Genomic DNA, 18,396 nt, shown 5'->3' with positions numbered 1-18,396 from the left:
TAGGTGATGGTGGCGAGCAATTCCGCTGCCGTGCCATCGGCCCGGTGCTGCGGCGCAACCACGAGATGCAGGTCGAACTGTGAGATGGGATTGTCGAATTCGGCTGCGCTGACGGTCAATCCGTCCAGTTCGAGACCGGCACCGCCCTGGTTCAGGAAGGAGAAGCCGATCTGGAAGAGCGGATGCCGGGCGGTGGAGCGAGCCGGGTTGAGCACCTCCACCAGACGTTCGAACGGCACCTCGGCATGGGAGAAGGCGGCGAGATCGGCGGCCTTGACCCGCTGCACCAGAGCGGCGAAGGTCTCGCCGGCCCGAATATCGGTGCGCAGCACCAGGGTATTGACGAACATGCCGACGACGTCGTCGAGCACGGCCGCACCGCGACCGGCGATGGGCGTGCCGACGGAGATATCGGCGGTGCCGGACAACCGGGCCAGCAGCACCGCGAAGGCGGCGTGCACAACCATGAACGGCGTCGCGCCGAACGCGAGAGCCAGTTCCTCGACACGGGCGTGAATGCTCGCGTCGATGGTGAAATCGACCTCGTCGCCCGCGGTGGACACGATCGCCGGGCGCGGCCGATCGGTCGGCAGCGACAGTTGATCGGGCAGCTCCGCCAGGGTGTCCTGCCAGAACCGCAGCTGCTTGGAGAGCAGCGACTCGGCATCGTCCTCGGCGCCGAGCCGATCACGCTGCCAGAGCGTGTAATCCGCGTACTGCACCGCGAGCGGCGCCCAGCCGGGCTCCCGGCCCGCGCGGCGCGCGTCGTAGGCGGTCATCACATCGCGGGTCAGCGGAACCAGCGACGAACCGTCGGCGGCGATATGGTGCACGACCACCACCAGCACGAATTCATCGGTCGTTCCGGCGACTGCGAGCAGCGTCGCGCGCAGCGGCACGGCGGTGGTCACATCGAACGGGCGGGCGATGAATTCCGATACGGCGGCCAGCACCTCGTCCGCTGCCACGCCGATCGGTTCCAAGGCCGGAACGGGAGCCTGCTCGAGAGGCAGGATCACCTGTGCCGGACCGGATTCGGTGAGCGGGTAGACGGTGCGCAGCACCTCGTGACGGCCGATCACATCCCGGAGGGCGGCGGCGAGCGCGGCCACATCCAGATCGCCGGACAGCCGCATGGCCATCGGAATGTTGTAGGCGGCCGATTCCCCGTCGAGCCGGTTGAGGAACCACATGCGCTGCTGCGCCAGCGACAGCGGCGTCGGTCCGCTGCTCGTTCGCGGGGCCAGCACCGGACCGCTCGCGGCCGCATCGGCCGCGCCGAGCACCGCGGCCAGGGCGGCCACGGTCGACTGCTCGAAGACCGTGCGCATGGCGACTGCCACACCCAGGCGGGCGGAGAGGCGAGCCGAAAGCTTGGCCGCACTCAGTGAATTGCCGCCCAGGCCGAAGAAGTCGTCGTCCAGGCCGACGGCCGCGAGGTCGACCTCGAGCACCTCGGCGATCACCTCGGCCACCGCGTGTTCGGCGGCGGTCACCGGTGCGCGGAACTCCGCCGCGCGGAAGATCGGCTCCGGCAGGGCCTTTCGGTCCAGCTTGCCGGTCGGGCTGAGCGGGATGGCGTCGAGCACCATGATCGCCGAGGGCACCATGAACGCGGTCAGCGAGCGGGCCGCGAAGGCGCGCAGCTCGTCCACATCGACGGTGCGACCGGCGGCCGCGGTCACGTACGACACCAGCGAGACATCACCATTGGCGGCGGTGTGCCCGACGGTCGCGGCGAAGTCGACGGCGTCGAAGGCGGACAGCGCCGCATCGATCTCACCGAGCTCGATGCGCAGGCCGCGCACCTTCACCTGATCATCGGAGCGGCCGACGAACTCCAGCACCGGGTAGGCGATGCCGCCGACACTGCGGGTGGACCAGCGCACCAGGTCACCGGTGCGGTAGAGCCGCTCCCCCGGCGCGCCGTAGGGATCGGCCACGAAGCGACCGGCGGTCAGGCCGGGGCGATCGAAGTAGCCACGTCCCAGAGCCGGTCCGCGCAAATACATTTCGCCGACAACGCCGTCCGGCACCGGCTGCAGCCAGGTGTCGAGCACCGCCGCGGACATGCCGGGTACGAAGCTGCCCAGTACCGGGCCCTCACCCGGCCGCATGGCCGAGCTCATATTGGTGATCATGGAGGCTTCGGTCGGGCCGTACACGTTGTACAGCTCCCGGCCGGCGCCCCAGCGCTCGATCAGCTCCGCGCCGTAGGACTCGCCGCCGACCGTGACGTGCTTGAGCCCGGGCACCTGCTTCGGGTCCATGGTCAGCAGCACCGACGGGGTCATGAAGGTCTGGGTGACCCGTTCGGTGCGGATCAGATCGCTCAGTTCCGCGCCGCCGAACACATCGGCGGGCGCCACGACCAGCGCCGCCGCCACCGGCAGCGCCATGCACACCTCGAGCAGCGAGGCGTCGAAGCTCGGGGACGAACGGTTCAGCACCCGGTCTTCGGAGGTGGTGTGGCAGCGTTCGGCATTGGCCGCGCCGACACCCACGATGCCCGCGTGCGAGATGACACAACCCTTGGGCAGTCCGGTGGAGCCGGAGGTGTAGATCATCCACGCCGCATTGGCGGCGCTCACGGGGCGGACCAGTTCGGCGTCGCCGATCGGTGCGCCGTTGCGGCCGGCCAGATCGGACACCAGCGCGGGACCGTCGAAGACCAGCCAATCGGTCTGCACCGGAAGGCCGTCCGCATGGGCGGCGAGGGTCAGGCCGATCACCGCGCCGGAGTCGGCGAGCATATGCGCGATGCGCCCGGCCGGATAGTTCGGATCGATGGGCAGGTAGGCCGCGCCGGTCTTGGCGATGGCCCACAGCGCCACCATCGATTCGATCGAGCGCGGCACGGCGACGGCCACGTAGTCCTCCGCGCCCACCCCGCGCGCGATGAGCAGGCGGGCCAGTCGCGAGGACCGGTCGTCGAGCTCGGCGTAGGTGAGCGTGGCGGTCCGGCCGATCAGGGCCGGTCCGTACGGGTTCAGTTCGACCGCGGCCCGCATCATCTGGGCCAGGGTGCGCACCGGCTGTGCCCGCGGACCGCGGCGGTTCAGCACCTGGGCCCGCTCGTGCGGGGACAGCAGATCGATGGCGCCCAGGCACACCTGCGCGTCCGCGGTGATCGCGGCCAGTACCCGGCCGAACCGGCGCAGCAGTCCGGCGGCGGTCGACTCCTCGAAAAGGTCGGTGGCATAGGTGATCTCGACGGCCAGGTGGCCGTCCGCATCGAGGTTCTCACCGATGGTGAAGAGCAGATCGAACTTCGACATGGTGTCGCCGGAGTCGACGGCCTCCATGACCAGGCCCGGGACCGCGCGAGCGCCCGATTCCAGATCCATATAGCTCAGAGCCACCGTGAACAGCGGATTCCGGCCCGGTGCGTGCTCGACGCCGAGTTCGGTCACCAGGCGTTCGAAGGGCACCGTGGCATGCGCGAACGCGGCCAGGTCCACCTCCTTGGTCTGCGCGAGCAATTCGGTGAAGGTCCGGCCCGGGGCCGGAGTGGTGCGCAGCGGCAGCGTATTGACGAACATGCCGATCAGGTCGTCGAGCGCCGCGGCCTCGCGACCGGCGACCGGGGTGCCGATGGCCACATCGTCGGAACCGGACATCCGGCCCAGCAGTACGGCCAGGGCGGCATGCAGCACCATGAACGGCGTCGCATTGTGCCGCTGCGCCAGGGCGGTGACGCCCGCACCGATGCCGCCGCCGAAACGGCCGCGGACGACGCCGCCGCGCATGGAGGCGATGGCCGGGCGCGGGTGATCGAGCGGCAGTGCGAGTTCGTCGGGAAGTTCGGCGAGTGCCGCACGCCAGTAGGCGATTTCGCGATCGGCGTGCAGCTCCAGCACCTGCTGCTGCCACAGCGTGTAGTCGGCGTACTGGACCGGCAGCGGCTGCCACTGCGGCGCCACGCCGATCAGCCGTGCCAGATAGGCCGCGACCAGATCGCGCAGCAGCGGGTTCATCGAAACACCGTCGCCGGCAATGTGATGCAGCACGATCACCAAGACGTGGCTGGTATCGGATTCGCGCAGCAGCAGGGCGCGGACCGGCACCTCGGTGGTGACATCGAAACCGCGCGTGACGGTTTCGGCCAGCCGGCGCTCCAGCGGACCGGTGAGGGTCTCCACCTCCAACTGCATGGCGGTGTGCGGCGGCAGGATGACCTGGTGGCCGGCGCCCTCGGCATCGAACGGGTAGACGGTGCGCAGCACCTCGTGCCGGGTCACCACATCGGTGAAGGCCAGTCGCATTGCGGCGTAGTCGATCTCGCCGACAATGCGGACCGCGATCGGAATATTGTGCGCGGCGGAATCCGGATCGAGCCGGTTCATCAGCCACATGGACTGCTGCGGGGCCGAGAGCGGAATCCGGTCCGGGCGCGGGCCCGCGACGAGTGCGGGCAGGGCGGGGCTCGTATCGTCGCCGCCGAGTCGCGCGGCCAGGGCGTGCACCGTGCCGGCCTCGAAGAGCAGGCGCACCGGAATGCGCTGCCCCAGCCGCTCGCCGATGCGGGAGAGCACCCGGGTGGCGATGAGCGAATTGCCGCCCAGCGCGAAGAAGTCGTCGTCCAGACCGACCTGCTCGAGGCCGAGGACCTCGGCGAAGACCGCGGCCACCGCCTGTTCGGCAGCGGTGCGGGGCGCCCGGTAGGCGGTGGCTTCGAACACCGGGGCGGGCAGCGCCGCGTGGTCGAGCTTGCCGTTGACGGTCAGCGGAATCCGGTCCACCGCGACGATGGCAGACGGGACCATGTACTCGGGCAGTCGCAGCGAGACGGCCTGACGCAGTGCGGCCGCATCGAGATCGCCGGTGGCGACCACATAGCCGACAATGCGGTCCTCGCCGAGGGATTCGTCGTGCCGCACAATGACCGCGGCCTCGCGAATACCGGTCTCGGCCAGCAGGGCCGCTTCGATCTCGCCGAGCTCGATGCGGAAGCCGTGCAGGTTCACCTGCTGGTCGGCGCGGCCGAGGTACTCCAGATCACCGGTGGCCGTCCACCGCGCGACATCGCCGGTGCGGTAGGCGAGGGATCCGGCGGGGCCGTACGGATCGGCGACGAAGCGGACGGCGGTCAGATCGGGACGGTTCAGGTAGCCGCGCGCCAACTGTCCGCCGGAGACATAGAGCTCGCCGGGCACGCCCACCGGGACGGGGCGCAGGCGCGAATCCAGCACGCGCACCGTCAAACCGGGCAGAGCTCCGCCGATGACGCTGGCGGAACCGGTCTCTGCGGTGATCGGGCGGTACGAGACGTGCACCGTGGTCTCGGTGATGCCGTACATATTCACCAGCGCCGGGGTCTGCGGATGCCGGTCGAACCACGGCCGCAGGCGCTGCGGTTCGAGCGCCTCACCACCGAAGATCACGTAGCGCAGGGCGAGATCGTCACCGGCTTCGGCATCGGCGGTTATGAGCTGATAGAACGCCGACGGCGTCTGGCTGAGCACCGTGACCCGCTGTGCGGCAAGCAGTTCCCGGAACTGCTCGGGCGAGCGCGAGGTGAAGTAGTCGACCACCACGACGCTGCCGCCGTAGAGCAGCGCGCCCCACAGCTCCCAGACCGAGAAGTCGAAGGCGTAGGAGTGGAACATGGTCCACACGTCCGACGCGCCGAACTCGTAGTGCTGCTGCGAATTATCGAAGAGCCGCACCACATTCCGGTGCGGAATGACAACACCCTTGGGGCGGCCGGTCGAACCGGAGGTGTAGATGACGTAGGCGGTATTGCCATCGGCCAAGGGCGCCAGGCGATCCGCGTCGGTGATCGGTGCGGCATCACCGCCGTCGAGGTCCGCGGTATCGAGATCGAGGACGAGGCCCTCGAACCAGTCCGCGGGCAGATCGGCTGCCGCACTGCTGATCGCGCACACCGGGCGGGCGTGATCGATCACGTACGCAATGCGATCGGCCGGATAGTTGGGGTCGATGGGCAGATAACCACCACCGGCCTTCACCACCGCCAGCAGCGCGACCACCAGGTCGGCGGTGCGCGGCAGGGCCACGGCCACCAGCGATTCCGGGCCGACACCCGAGGCGATCAGCAGGCGGGCCAGCCGGTTGGACCTGGCGTCCAGCTCGGCATAGGTCAGGGTGACCGCACCGGCGCGTACCGCGACCGCCTGCGGATCGAGCAGCGCGGCGGCGGCGAAGCGGTCCGCGATGGTACCGGTTCCGGCGAGATCCACACCGGCACTGGACCATTCGTACAGCGCCCGCTGCTGCTCGGCGAGGCTCAGCAGTTCGATATCGCCGACGGTGACGGCGGGATCGGCCGTGACGGCGGTCAGCACCTGCTCGAGCCGGCGGGCCAGCACCTCGATGGTGGCGGCGTCGAAGAGATCGGTGGCGTAGGTGAAACGAACGGCGTCATCCGCCACCGTCACCTGCAGATCGAATTTGCTGCTCTCGTAGTCGAAGTCGTAGCCGTCGACCTCGATACCGGGCAGGCGCACGGTGATCGGGTCGAAGTTCTGCAGCGCCAGCACCACCTGGACCAGCGGGTGCCGGGCCGCCGACCGCGGCGGATCCAGCACCTCCACCAGGCGTTCGAACGGCACCTCGGCGTGGTCGAAGGCCGCCAGATCGGCGGTGCGGGCCCGGCCGAGCACGGCGCTGAAGGGCTCGGATTCCGAAACCTGCAGTCGCAGCACCAGAGTGTTGACGAACATGCCGATCAGCGCGTCCAGGGCCGCCTCACCACGACCGGCGACCGGTGCGCCGATGGCGATATCGCCGCTGCCCGACAGGCGGGCCAGCAGCACCGCGAGCGCGGCGTGCAGCACCATGAACTCGGTGGACTCGTACCGGTCCGCGACCGCCGCGACAGCGGCGCGCAGGGCCGGATCCAGCGGTACGACAAGCGCTGCGGCCGCATTCGAGGCGACCGGGGGGCGCGGCCGGTCGGCCGGCAGCTCGAGCTGTGCGGGCAGGCCGCCGAGCGCCTCGCGCCAGTAGTTCAGCTGCTGTGCCGCCACCGATTCCGGATCGTCCTCGGCGCCGAGCAGCTGCTGCTGCCACAGCGCGTAATCGGCGTACTGCACCGGCAGCGGCTGCCACTGCGGATCGGCGCCGGTGGTGCGAGCCAGGTAGGCCAGGGCGATGTCCTGGGCCAGCGGGGCCATGGAGAAACCGTCGGCGGCAATATGGTGCACCACCAGGGCCAGTACGAACTCCCGCTCGGAGAGCGTGCCGACACCGATGCGCAGCGGCGCCTCCGAGGTCACGTCGAAGGGGGTCATCACCAGCGCGGACAGTTCCGCCGCGAGATCGGCGCCGGTGAAGCGGGTGACCGCCGGCAGGAAGCCGCGCGGCAGAATCCGCTGGTAGCCGATGCCGTCGAGCTCCGGGTACACGGTGCGCAGCGTCTCGTGCCGGTCGACCACATCGAGCAGGGCGGCGCTCAGGGCGGCGGTATCCACCTCGCCGGTGAGGCGCAGCACGATCGGAATGTTGTTGACCGTCTCCAGCGGATCGAACCGGTTCAGGAACCAGATGCGGCGCTGTGCCGGTGAGAGCGGCACCAGATCCGGGCGCGCGGCTGCGGCCAGCACCGGACGCTCCGAGCCGCCCTGCCGCTGGGCGGCGCGAGCCGCCAGCGCGGCGACGGTGGGCGCCTCGAACAGCAGGCGCATCGGAATATCGGCGTTCAGAGCCGCGCCCAGGCGGGCCACCAGGCGGGTACCCATGAGCGAGTTGCCGCCGAGGGCGAAGAAGTCGTCGTCCGCGCCGACCCGCTCGACACCGAGCAGGTCGGCAATGATCTCGGCGACCGCGCGTTCGGCCGCCGTGGCGGGCGCCCGGTAGGAGGTGGCCTGGAACTCCGGTTCCGGCAGGGCCTTTCGATCCAGCTTGCCGGAGGAGTTGAGCGGGAAGGCGTCCAGCGCCACGAAGGCGGCGGGCACCATGTACGGCGGCAGGACCTCGGCGAGCTGTGCGCGCACGTGGTCCAGGGACAGGTTCGCGCCCTGATCGGAGACCAGGTAGGCGACCAGCTGATCGCCCAGCCGGTCATGGCTGCGGGCCACCACCACCGCCTGGGTGACGGAATCGACGGCGATGAGAGCGGTTTCGATCTCACCGAGCTCGATGCGCTGACCGCGCAGCTTCACCTGGAAATCGGTGCGGCCGATGTACTCCAGGCGCTCGGAGCGAGCGCCGTCGGCCGCACGCCACACCACCAGGTCGCCGGTGCGGTACATGCGGGCGCCGGGCTCGAAGGGGTTGGCCACGAACCGATCCGACGTCAGATCGGGACGGCGCACATAGCCGCGCGCCAGTTGATCACCGGCGAGGTAGAGCTCGCCCGGCACCCCGGCCGGGACCGGGCGCAGCCGCGAATCCAGTACGAAGACGCGGGAGTTCCACTGCGGCAGTCCGATCGGCACCGATCGGACATCGTCGCCCTCGGCCTGCCAGTAGGTGATCGAGACGGCGGCCTCGGTCGGGCCGTACAGGTTGTGCACCTTGATGCCGTCGCCCAGCGCGAGCACGGCGTTCACCGTCTCCGGCGGCAGCGCCTCACCGATGACGAAGACGTCCCGCAGGGTCGGCAGGGTGCCGGCGGCGGTCTGCGCGGCGAACACCGTCAGCATCGACGGTACGAAGTCGGTGACCGTCACACCCTGCGCCGCAATGGTTTCGGCAATGTAGCCGGTATCGCGGTGACCGTCGTGGGTGGCCACGACCAGGGTCGAACCACTGCGCAGCGGCATGAAGTAGCCCCACAGCGAGACGTCGAACGTGGTCGCGGTCTTCTGGAAGTAGACATCCCGCGGACCCATGGGGAATTCGGCGAGCATCCAGGCGGTCTGATTGTGAATCGCGCCGTGCGAGACGGCCACACCCTTGGGGCGGCCCGTCGAACCCGAGGTGAAGATGGCGTATGCCGGGTTGTCCGCGCGAACCGGGCGCAGGAGCTCGGCCGCGGTGACCGGCGTGGTCGAGAAGCCTTCCAGCGCAACCGTGTCCAGGAAGAGCACCGGGGTGCCGTCGGACACCGGCACCGCATCGGCGGTCGTGGACAGCACGCAGGCGGGCTGCGCGGTGTCGAGAATGTGCGCGATGCGCTCGGCCGGGTGATCGGGATCCAGCGGAACCCAGGCGCCACCGGCGGTGACGATCGCGTACATGCCGACCACGAGATCCAGCGAGCGGCGAATGGCCAAGCCCACCAGGGACTCCGCACCGACACCCTGCGAAATCAGCAGCCGTGCCAGCTGATTGACCCGTGCGTCGAATTCGGCGTAGGTCAGCTGTGCGCCCTCGTAGACAACCGCGACCGAGTCCGGGTACTGCGCGACCGCACGCCGGTAGCCGTCGAGCAGCAGCTCGGGCGCGACCGAGTAGCGGGTCTCGTTCCAGTCCAGCAGCATTCGCGAACGCTCGGCGGTCTCCAGCAGTTCGATCTCGCCCACCGGCAGCGCCGGATCGGCGACAGCGGCGCGCAGAATGCGGGTGAAGCGGTCGGCGAACTCCCGCATGGTGGCGACGTCGAAGAGATCGGTGGCGTAGCGCAGCACCGCGTACAGCGCGGTGCCGCCGTCCGCCGCCCCCTCGGTCAGGGCCAGCGAGATGTCGAACTGGGCGCTCACGTTCTCCATCGGGAACGCCGCGACCTCGAGTCCGGGCAGCACCAGCACGCTGTCGTCGCGGTGCTCGAAGGTGAGCAGCGCCTGCACGATCGGCGAATAGGCCTGCGAGCGCGCCGGATTCAATTCGTCGACCAGGCGCTCGAACGGCAGATCGGCATTGGCGAAGGCCCGCACATCGGTGTCGCGGACGGCGCCGAGCAACTGCGCGAAGGAGGCGTCCGGCGCCACCCGGGTGCGCAGCACCAGGGTGTTGACGAACATGCCGACCATATCGTCGAGGGCCTGTTCGGAGCGCCCGGCGATCGGGGTGCCGATGACCACATCCTCGGTGCGCGCCAGGCGCGAGAGCAGGGCGGCGTAGGCGGCGTGCACCACCATGAAGGTCGAAACACCCTGGCGGCGAGCCAGTTCCGCGATATCCGCGGTGGCGGCGGCGGGGATTTCGAAGGCGAAGGCGGAACCGCGACCGCTGGCCACCGCCGGGCGGGGCCGATCGGCGGGCAGCTCCAGCAGCGGATCCAGCCCGGCCAGTTCGGTGCGCCAGTGCACGATCTGCTTGCCCAGCACCGATTCCGGATCGGCGGCATCGCCGAGCACCTCGTGCTGCCAGAGCGTGAAATCGGCGTACTGCACGGGCAGCGGCGCCCACTGCGGGGCCCGGCCCGCCGTGCGGGCGGCGTAGGCGACCATGAGATCGCGGGCCAGCGGTGCGGTGGAGACACCGTCGGCGGCAATGTGGTGCGTCACCACGACCAGCGCGTACTCCGGAACGGACAGGTCCGGATCGGCGGAGCGCAGCAGGGTCACACGGACCGGCGCCTCGGTGCGCAGATCGAAACCGTGGTCCAGGAATGCGGCGACCGCGGCGGCCATATCGGTGGTGTCGAGCGCGGTGAGCTCCGGCAGGTTCAGCTCCGCGACGGAGTGCACGACCTGCCGCGGGCCGTCGGCATCCTCCGGGAAGAGGGTGCGCAGCGATTCGTGCCGCTCCAGTACGTCCAGGAAGGCGTCCCGCAGTGCGGGCACATCCAGATCACCGGTGAGCTTGATGGCGGACGGGATGTTGTAGACCGGCGATTCCGAATCCAGGCGGTTGAGCAGCCACATGCGGGTCTGCGCCAGCGACAGCGGGATTCGCTCCGGACGCGGGCGCGGAGCCAGTGGCACGGCGGGCGCGCCCGGCCGGGTGGCGCGCACGGCCAGCTCGGCGACGGTCGGGGCCTCGAACACCTCGCGGACGCTCAGCTCACAGCCCAGCGCCGCATTGGTACGGGCGACCAGGCGCATGGCCAGCAGCGAATTACCGCCCCGGCCGAAGAAGTCGTCGTCGGCGCCGATCGGGCCGCTGCCGAGCAGATCGGCGATGACGGTGGCCAGCACCGCTTCCGCACCTTCGCGCGGCGCCCGGTAGGGCACCGTGGCGGCGGTGAACTCGACCTGCGGCAGGGCCTTGCGGTCGAGCTTGCCGACGGTGGTGAGCGGCATGCGATCCAGGACGACCAGATGTGCGGGCGTCATATAGGCGGGCAGCCGGGTGCGGGCCTGGGCCAGCACCGTTTCGGCGGTGAGCGGACTGCCGGAATCCGGTGCGCCGGAGATGTATCCGACGAGGCAGTCGGTGCCGGCGCTGTCCTTGGCCAGCAGTACGGCGGCATTGGCGACACCGTCCGCGGCCAGCAGGGCGGCCTCGATCTCGCCGAGCTCGATGCGCTGGCCGCGCAGCTTCACCTGGAAATCGTTGCGGCCCAGGTACACCAGATCGCCATTGCGGTTCCAGCGCACCAGGTCGCCGGTGCGGTACATGCGGGTGCCGGGTACGCCGAACGGGTCCGCGACAAAGCGTTCCGCGCTGAGCGAGCCGCGGCCCTGGTAGCCGCGCGCCAGCTGATCGCCGGCCAGATAGAGCTCACCCGTGACACCGGTCGGTACCGGACGGCAGCGGGCGTCGAGCACATAGGCGCGGGTGTTCCAGTTCGGGCGGCCGATGGCGACCTCGAACTCCGGATCCGCATCCGAGAACTCGTGGTAGATGGTGGAAATCGCCGCTTCGGTGGGGCCGTACGCATTGTGCACGGAGCCGCCGACGTGGGCGCGCAGCTGGCCGAGCAGTTCGGCGGGCAGCGCCTCACCACCGGTGTGCAGATGCCGGAACGAGCGCAGCGCATCGCCGCGGCCCTCGGCGACCAGCGCGGCCAGCACGGACGGCACGTGTTCGGCGATGGTGACGCCGTACTCGCGCATGAGATCGGCCAGGTAGTCCAGATCCTGATGACCGCCGGGACGCGGAATCACCAGCGGCGCACCGACGAGTGCGGGCAGGAAGCACTCCCACACCGAGACGTCGAAGCTCAGCGGCGCACGCTGCATGATGCGGTCCGCGCCGGTGACCCGGTAGCGGGATTCGAGCCAGCGCAGCTGGTTCATGATCGCGCGGTGGCTGGTGGCCACGCCCTTGGGCAGGCCGGTCGAGCCGGAGGTGAACAGCACGTAGGCGAGATTGTCCGGGCGCAGTGCGCCGCGCCGGTCGGCGTCGGTGAGCGGGGCGGCGGACAGGTCCGACAGGTCCAGCCCGTCGACCTCGACCACCCGCACGCCGTCGAGCTCGGGCAGCACCGCACCGCCGACCGAGAGCACCAGGGTGGTGTTCGAGGTGTTCAGCACATGCATCAGGCGGTCGGCCGGATACGCCGGATCGACCGGAACATAGGCCGCGCCCGCCTGCACCACGGCGAACAGGGCGACGACCATATCGAAGGAGCGCTGTGCGGTGACGCCGACAATGTCGTCCGGGCCGACGCCGGCCGAGACGAGATGGCGCGCAAGACGATTCGCCCGATCGGCGAGTTCGGCGTAGGTGCGGGTATCGCCCTCGAAGATCAGGGCGACGGTGTCCGGGTCCTGAGCGGCCCGGGCGTCGAGCAGATCGGCGAGCGTTTCGCGGGGCAGCGGGCGGGCGGTGGCATTGCGGTCAACCAGCAGCATGCCGCGCTCGGTGGGCGACATGAGCTCGACATCGCCGGCGGGGACGCGGATATCGGCGACGAGCGCGCGCAGCACCCGCTCGTAGCCGGTCAGGAACTCGGTGACGGTGGACTCGTCGAACAGGTCCAGCGCGTACACGAGGTGCACATCGAGACCGGCGGGCGTGCCGTCGGCCGCGGTGTTCTCCCACAGCGTCCAGTCGACATCGAATTGCACCGTGGTGATGTCGATTTCGACCGGTGCGATGGCCAGATCGTTCAGCTGGAAGTCGGCCCGGGCCATGTTCTGCAGCGTCAGCGTCACCTGGGTGAGCGGCGAATGCGCCTGCGAGCGCACCGGATTCAGCGCATCGACCAGGGTCTCGAAGGGCACCGCGGCGTGATCGAAGGCGGCCACATCGGTGGCGCGCACCAGGTCGAGCAGCTCGCCCAGCGGCATATCGGGTCGCACCTCGGTGCGCAGCAGCAGGGTATTGACGAACATGCCGACCAGATCGTCGAGCGCCTCCTCACCGCGACCCGCGACCGGAGTGCCGATGACGATATCGCTGGTACCGGACAGTCGCGCCAGCAGTACGGCCAGCGCGGAGTGCAGCACCATGAACAGGGTCACGCCCTGTGCGGCGACGAATTCCAGTACGGCGGCGTGCAATTCGGCGTCCAGGTGGCCGCTGACGCTGCCGCCGCGACCGGTCGCCACGGGCGGCCGCGGGCGGTCCGCGGGCAGGGCGAGCAGATCCGGGGCACCGGCGAGGGCGCCGGTCCAGAAGCGCAGCTGCTGCGCCAGCTCGGAATCCGGGTCCGTCACGCTGCCGAGCGTCGCGCGCTGCCAGATGGCGAAGTCGGCGTACTGCACCGGCAGCGCCGCCTGATCGGGCGCGCCGCCCGCGGCGCGCGCCACGTACGCGGTGGCCAGATCCCGGGTGAGCGGGGCCAGGGACCAGCCGTCGGAGGCGATGTGATGCACCACGAACAGCAGCACGTGCTCGTCGCCGGCCAGCCGGAGCAGCCGGATCCGCAGCGGCACCTCAGTCGTGACATCGAAGACGGTGTTCGCCACGGCATCCACCACCGCGGGCAGTTCGGCGGCGGTGACGGTTTCGGGCGCCAGATCCACCAGCCGGGTCCCGGCGGGCAGCACCACCTGGGTGGCCTCGCCGTCGTGCTCCGGGTACAGGGTGCGCAGGGTTTCGTGGCGGGCGATCAGATCCGTCACCGCGGCCTGCAGGGCGGGCACATCCAGCGTGCCGGTCAGGCGCAGCGCGAACGGAATGTTGTAGGAGGTCGCGGCACTGCCCACATCGAAACGATTGAGGAACCACATGCGCTGCTGAGCGATCGACAGCGGGATGAGGTCACCGCGCTGCTGCGGGACGAGCGGCGCGATCGCCGGGGCGGCATTCGCGCTCAGGTCGGTGAGCCGCACCGCCAGGGCGCGCACGGTGGCGGCCTCGAAGATGGTGCGCAGCGGTACTTCCACGCCGATCGATTTGCCGAGGCGGGCGGCCAGCTGGGTGGCGATGAGCGAGTTGCCGCCGAGCTTGAAGAACACATCGTCGGCGCCGACCGGCTCGTCGAGACCGAGCAGCACGGTGAAGGTATCGGCGATCAGCTGCTCGGTCGCGGTGAGGGGCACCGTGACTTCCAGCGGGACGAATTCCGGTGCGGGCAGCGCGCCGCGGTCCAGCTTGCCGTTCGGGGTGAGCGGCAGCTCGTCGATGATCACCAGGGCGTCGGGAACCATATCGGCGCTGAGGAATTCGGCCAGCCGGTCGCGAAGCGCGCGGGAATCGAGCGCGACACCGGTATCGGGGACCGCATAGCCGAGGAGCCGATCGCCGATCTGCTCCTCCGGCCGCACCACCACGACGGCCCCGCGGACACCGGGGCAGCGCAGCAGCGCGGCCTCGATCTCCCCGAGTTCGATCCGCATACCGCGCAGCTTGACCTGGAAATCATTGCGGCCCAGGTATTCCAGTTCGCCATCCGAGTTCCAGACGGCGAGGTCGCCGGTGCGGTACATGCGGGCGCTGTCCCCGAAGGGGTTGGCCACGAAGCGATCCGAAGTCAGATCGGGGCGGGCGACGTAGCCGTGCGCGAGCTGATCACCGGCGAGATAGAGCTCACCCGTGACACCCACGGGCGCCGGGCGCAGGCGCGAATCCAGCACGTACACCTGGGTGTTGAAGACCGGAGAACCGATCGGCACCGAGGCGGTGTCGGCGGCGGTGACCTCGTGGTACGTGACATCGACGGCGGTTTCGGTCGGGCCGTACAGGTTGTGCAGCTCGCCGCCGGTGATCGCACACAGGCGCTGGGCCGGCTCGGGCGTGAGCGCCTCACCGGAGGTGAACACCAGGCGCAGGCCGGTGCACTCGGCAGCCGCCGCCTCGGCAAGGAAGTCCGAGAGCATCGACGGCACGAAGTGCGTGACCGTCACGCCCGCGCGGGCGATGAGGCCGGCCAGATAGGCCGGGTCGCGGTGGCCGTCCGGCGCGGTGACGATCAGTTTGGCGCCGATCTGCAACGGCCAGAAGAACTCCCACACCGAGACGTCGAAGGTGGCCGGGGTCTTCTGCAACACGATATCGGCGGCGGTCAGCCCGTACTCGGACTGCATCCACACCAAACGGTTGACGATCGCCGAGTGCGGCACCGCCACACCCTTCGGGCGGCCCGTCGAACCGGAGGTGAAGATGACATACGCGGTATTCGAATCCCGCAGCGGCGCACGGCGATCCGCATTGTCCAGCGGCGCTCCGGAGTAGCCGGTGAGATCGAGCAGATCGATGCGGACCTGCGCGGTGTCGACGTCCAGATCGGCGCCGGAGGTCAGCACGCACACCGGATCCGCGGTGGCGAGCATATCTTCGGTGCGCGCTGCCGGGTGCTCCGGATCCAGCGGCACATACGCGCCACCGGCGACGGTGACCGCGTACATACCGACCACCAGATCGAGGGAGCGCCGCATACCCAGCGCCACAAAGGATTCCGGTCCGACGCCCTCGGCGATCAGCCAGCGCGCCAGGCGGTGCACCCGGGCGGCGAACTCGCCGTAGGACAGAACTGTCCCCTCGAATTCGAGGGCAGGTGCATCGGGGCTGGTCAGCACCTGTGCCTCGAAGAGCGAAACCAGGGTCGAGGCAGCGGAATTGCGCTCGGCGAAGACCGAATCCCAGTGCACGGCGGTGTCGTTCCAGTCGGTCACGACCAGTGCGCGCTCGGCGGCGTCGAGCAGTTCGAGATCGCCGATGGCCACGGACGGATCGGCGGCGACGGCGGCGAGCACCTGGACGAAGCGCCGCCCGAAGGCGGTCGCGAAGTGATCGTCGAAAAGCTCTGCGGCGTAGGTGAGTTCGGCCGACATGCCGGAGTCGGCGTCCGAGAGGGTCAGCTGCAGGTCGAATTTGGCCGACTGCTGGTCCAGGTCCACGCCGGAGACGGCGAGACCGGGCAGCTCCAGGGCGGCGACGCTCTGATTCTGGAAGGTCAGCATGACCTGGAAGAGCGGGTGCCGGGCCTGCGAGCGGGGCGGGTCGAGCACCTCCACCAGGCGCTCGAAGGGCACCTCCGCATAGGCGAAAGCCCGCAGGTCGTGCTCGCGCACCCGGCTCAGCAGGTCGGCGAAGGATTCACCGGTGCGCACCTGCGCGCGCAGCACCAGCGTATTGACGAACATGCCGACCATATCGTCGAGCGCACGGTCACCGCGGCCCGCGACCGGGACGCCGACGGCAATGTCCTCGCCGCCGGAGAGCCGGGCGAGCAGGGCGGCGAAAGCACTGTGCACCACCATGAACAGGGTCGCGCCGTGCTGCTGCGCCACCCGGTTCAGACCGGCCACCACGTCGGCGGGCAGTGCGAACAGGTGCGCACCGGCGCGGTTGGAGGCGACGGCCGGACGCGGCCGGGTGGACAGCCGCAGCTCGTCCGGCAGACCGGTCAGGGCCTGCGTCCAGTAGGCGAGCTGGCGGGCGGCGAGCGAGTCCGGATCGTCCTCGGAGCCCAGGACCCGCTGCTGCCACAGTGCGTAGTCGGCGTACTGCACCGGCAGCGGATTCCACTGCGGCACAGCGCCTTCGGCGCGGGCGGCGTAGGCGGTCATCAGATCGCGGGTCAGCGGACCCAGCGACCAGCCGTCACCGCTGATGTGGTGCAGGACGAAGACCAGAATATGTTCGGCTGTCGCAGTGCCGGTGTCCGCGAGGCGGAACAGCGCCACGCGCATCGGAATCGCGGTGGTGAGATCGAACCCGACGGTGACCAGTTCGGAAATACGCTCGGCCAGTTCGGCTTCGGTGACCGTGACCGGTTCCAGACCCGGAAGGCGCTGGCCGGTGGGAAGCACCACCTGGGTGCTGCGGCCGTCGGCGGTGGCCGGGTAGACGGTGCGCAGCACCTCGTGCCGGTCCACCACATCACCGATGGCGCGGCGCAGGGCCGCCACCTCGAGATCGCCGGAAAGACGCACGGCCAGCGGAATATTATTGACCGCCGACTCCGGATCGAGGCGGTTGAGGAACCACATGCGCTGCTGCGCCGGGGACAATGGCAGCAGTTCGGGGCGCGGACGCGCCACCAGCGGCGCCCGGCCGCCGGTACCGGCGGCTTCCTCCGCACGGGCGGCCAGCGCCGCTACGGTCGGCGCTTCGAAGAGCACGCGCACACCGAGATCGGCGCGCAGCGCGGCGGCCAGGCGGGCCGTGACCTGGGTGGCGACCAGCGAATTGCCGCCCAGTTCGAAGAAGTCGTCGTCGAGGCCGACCCGCTCGATGCCGAGCACATCGGCGAAGGTGCCCGCCACGATCTCCTCGATCGGAGTGGTCGGCGCACGGAAAACCTTGGCCTCGAATACGGGCGCGGGCAGAGCATTTCGGTCCAGCTTGCCCGAGATGTTCAGCGGGAAGGCGTCCAGCACCACGAAGGCGGCCGGAATCATGTAGCCGGGCAGGGATTCCGCAAGCGCCGTCCGTGCCTCGTCGATATCGACGAGGTGGCCGGCGGCCGGAATCACATAGGCGGCGAGCTGATCGCCGAGTCGCTCATCGGTGCGCAGCACCACCACGGCCTGGGCGATGGCGTCCTGTGCGGTGAGCGCGGTCTCGATCTCACCCAGCTCGATGCGCTGACCACGCAGCTTGACCTGGAAGTCGGTGCGGCCCAGGTATTCCAGCTCGCCGGTGGCAGTCCACTGCACCAGGTCGCCGGTGCGGTACATGCGCTCGCCCGGGTGGAAGGGGTCCGCGACGAACCGATCGGCGGTGAGGTCGGCGCGGCGCAGGTAGCCGCGCGCCAGCTGCACGCCGGACAGGTACAGCTCACCCGGAACACCGAGCGGCGACGGGTGCAGACGCGAATCCAGCACGTATACCCGGGTGTTCCAGACCGGGCGGCCCATGGGCACGAAATCGGCGTCCCCGAGCACGAATTCGCGGAAGGTGACCTCGACCGCGGCCTCGGTGGGGCCGTAGAGGTTGTGCACCCGCGCACCGGTCAATTCCCACATGCGGCGGGCGGCCGCGGCGGGCAGCGCCTCACCGGAGCAGAACACGTGACGCAGCGAATTGCACTGTGCAGCAGTGGGTTCGGTGACGAAGACCGCCAGCATCGACGGGACGAAGTGGGCGGAGGTGATGCCCTGGCGGCGAATCAGTTCCGACAGGTAGGCCGGATCGGTGTGCCCTTCGGGGCGGGCCAGCACCAGTCGGGCGCCGACCTGCAGCGGCCAGAAGAACTCGGGCACCGACACATCGAAGGTGACCGGCGTCTTCTGCAGCAGTCGATCGTTCTCGTCGAGAGCGACATGC

The 18,396-nt window shown here is 69.7% G+C and carries 1 protein-coding gene (only partly in view); it reads right to left on the bottom strand.

All 18,396 nt of this window come from inside a single coding sequence — locus tag ABZX86_RS37650, non-ribosomal peptide synthase/polyketide synthase (RefSeq protein ID WP_355130822.1), on the bottom strand. Of the gene's 38,355 coding nucleotides, 10,748 precede the window and 9,211 follow it; the stretch shown corresponds to coding positions 10,749–29,144 (codon 3,583, partial, through codon 9,715, partial); the first complete codon in reading order (the gene reads right to left) occupies positions 18,393–18,395. The start codon and the stop codon both lie outside this window.

Origin of the sequence: Nocardia sp. NPDC006630, from assembly GCF_040611495.1 — a bacterium.
Taxonomy (GTDB): domain Bacteria; phylum Actinomycetota; class Actinomycetes; order Mycobacteriales; family Mycobacteriaceae; genus Nocardia.
This window is presented reverse-complemented; position numbering and strand designations above follow the sequence as displayed.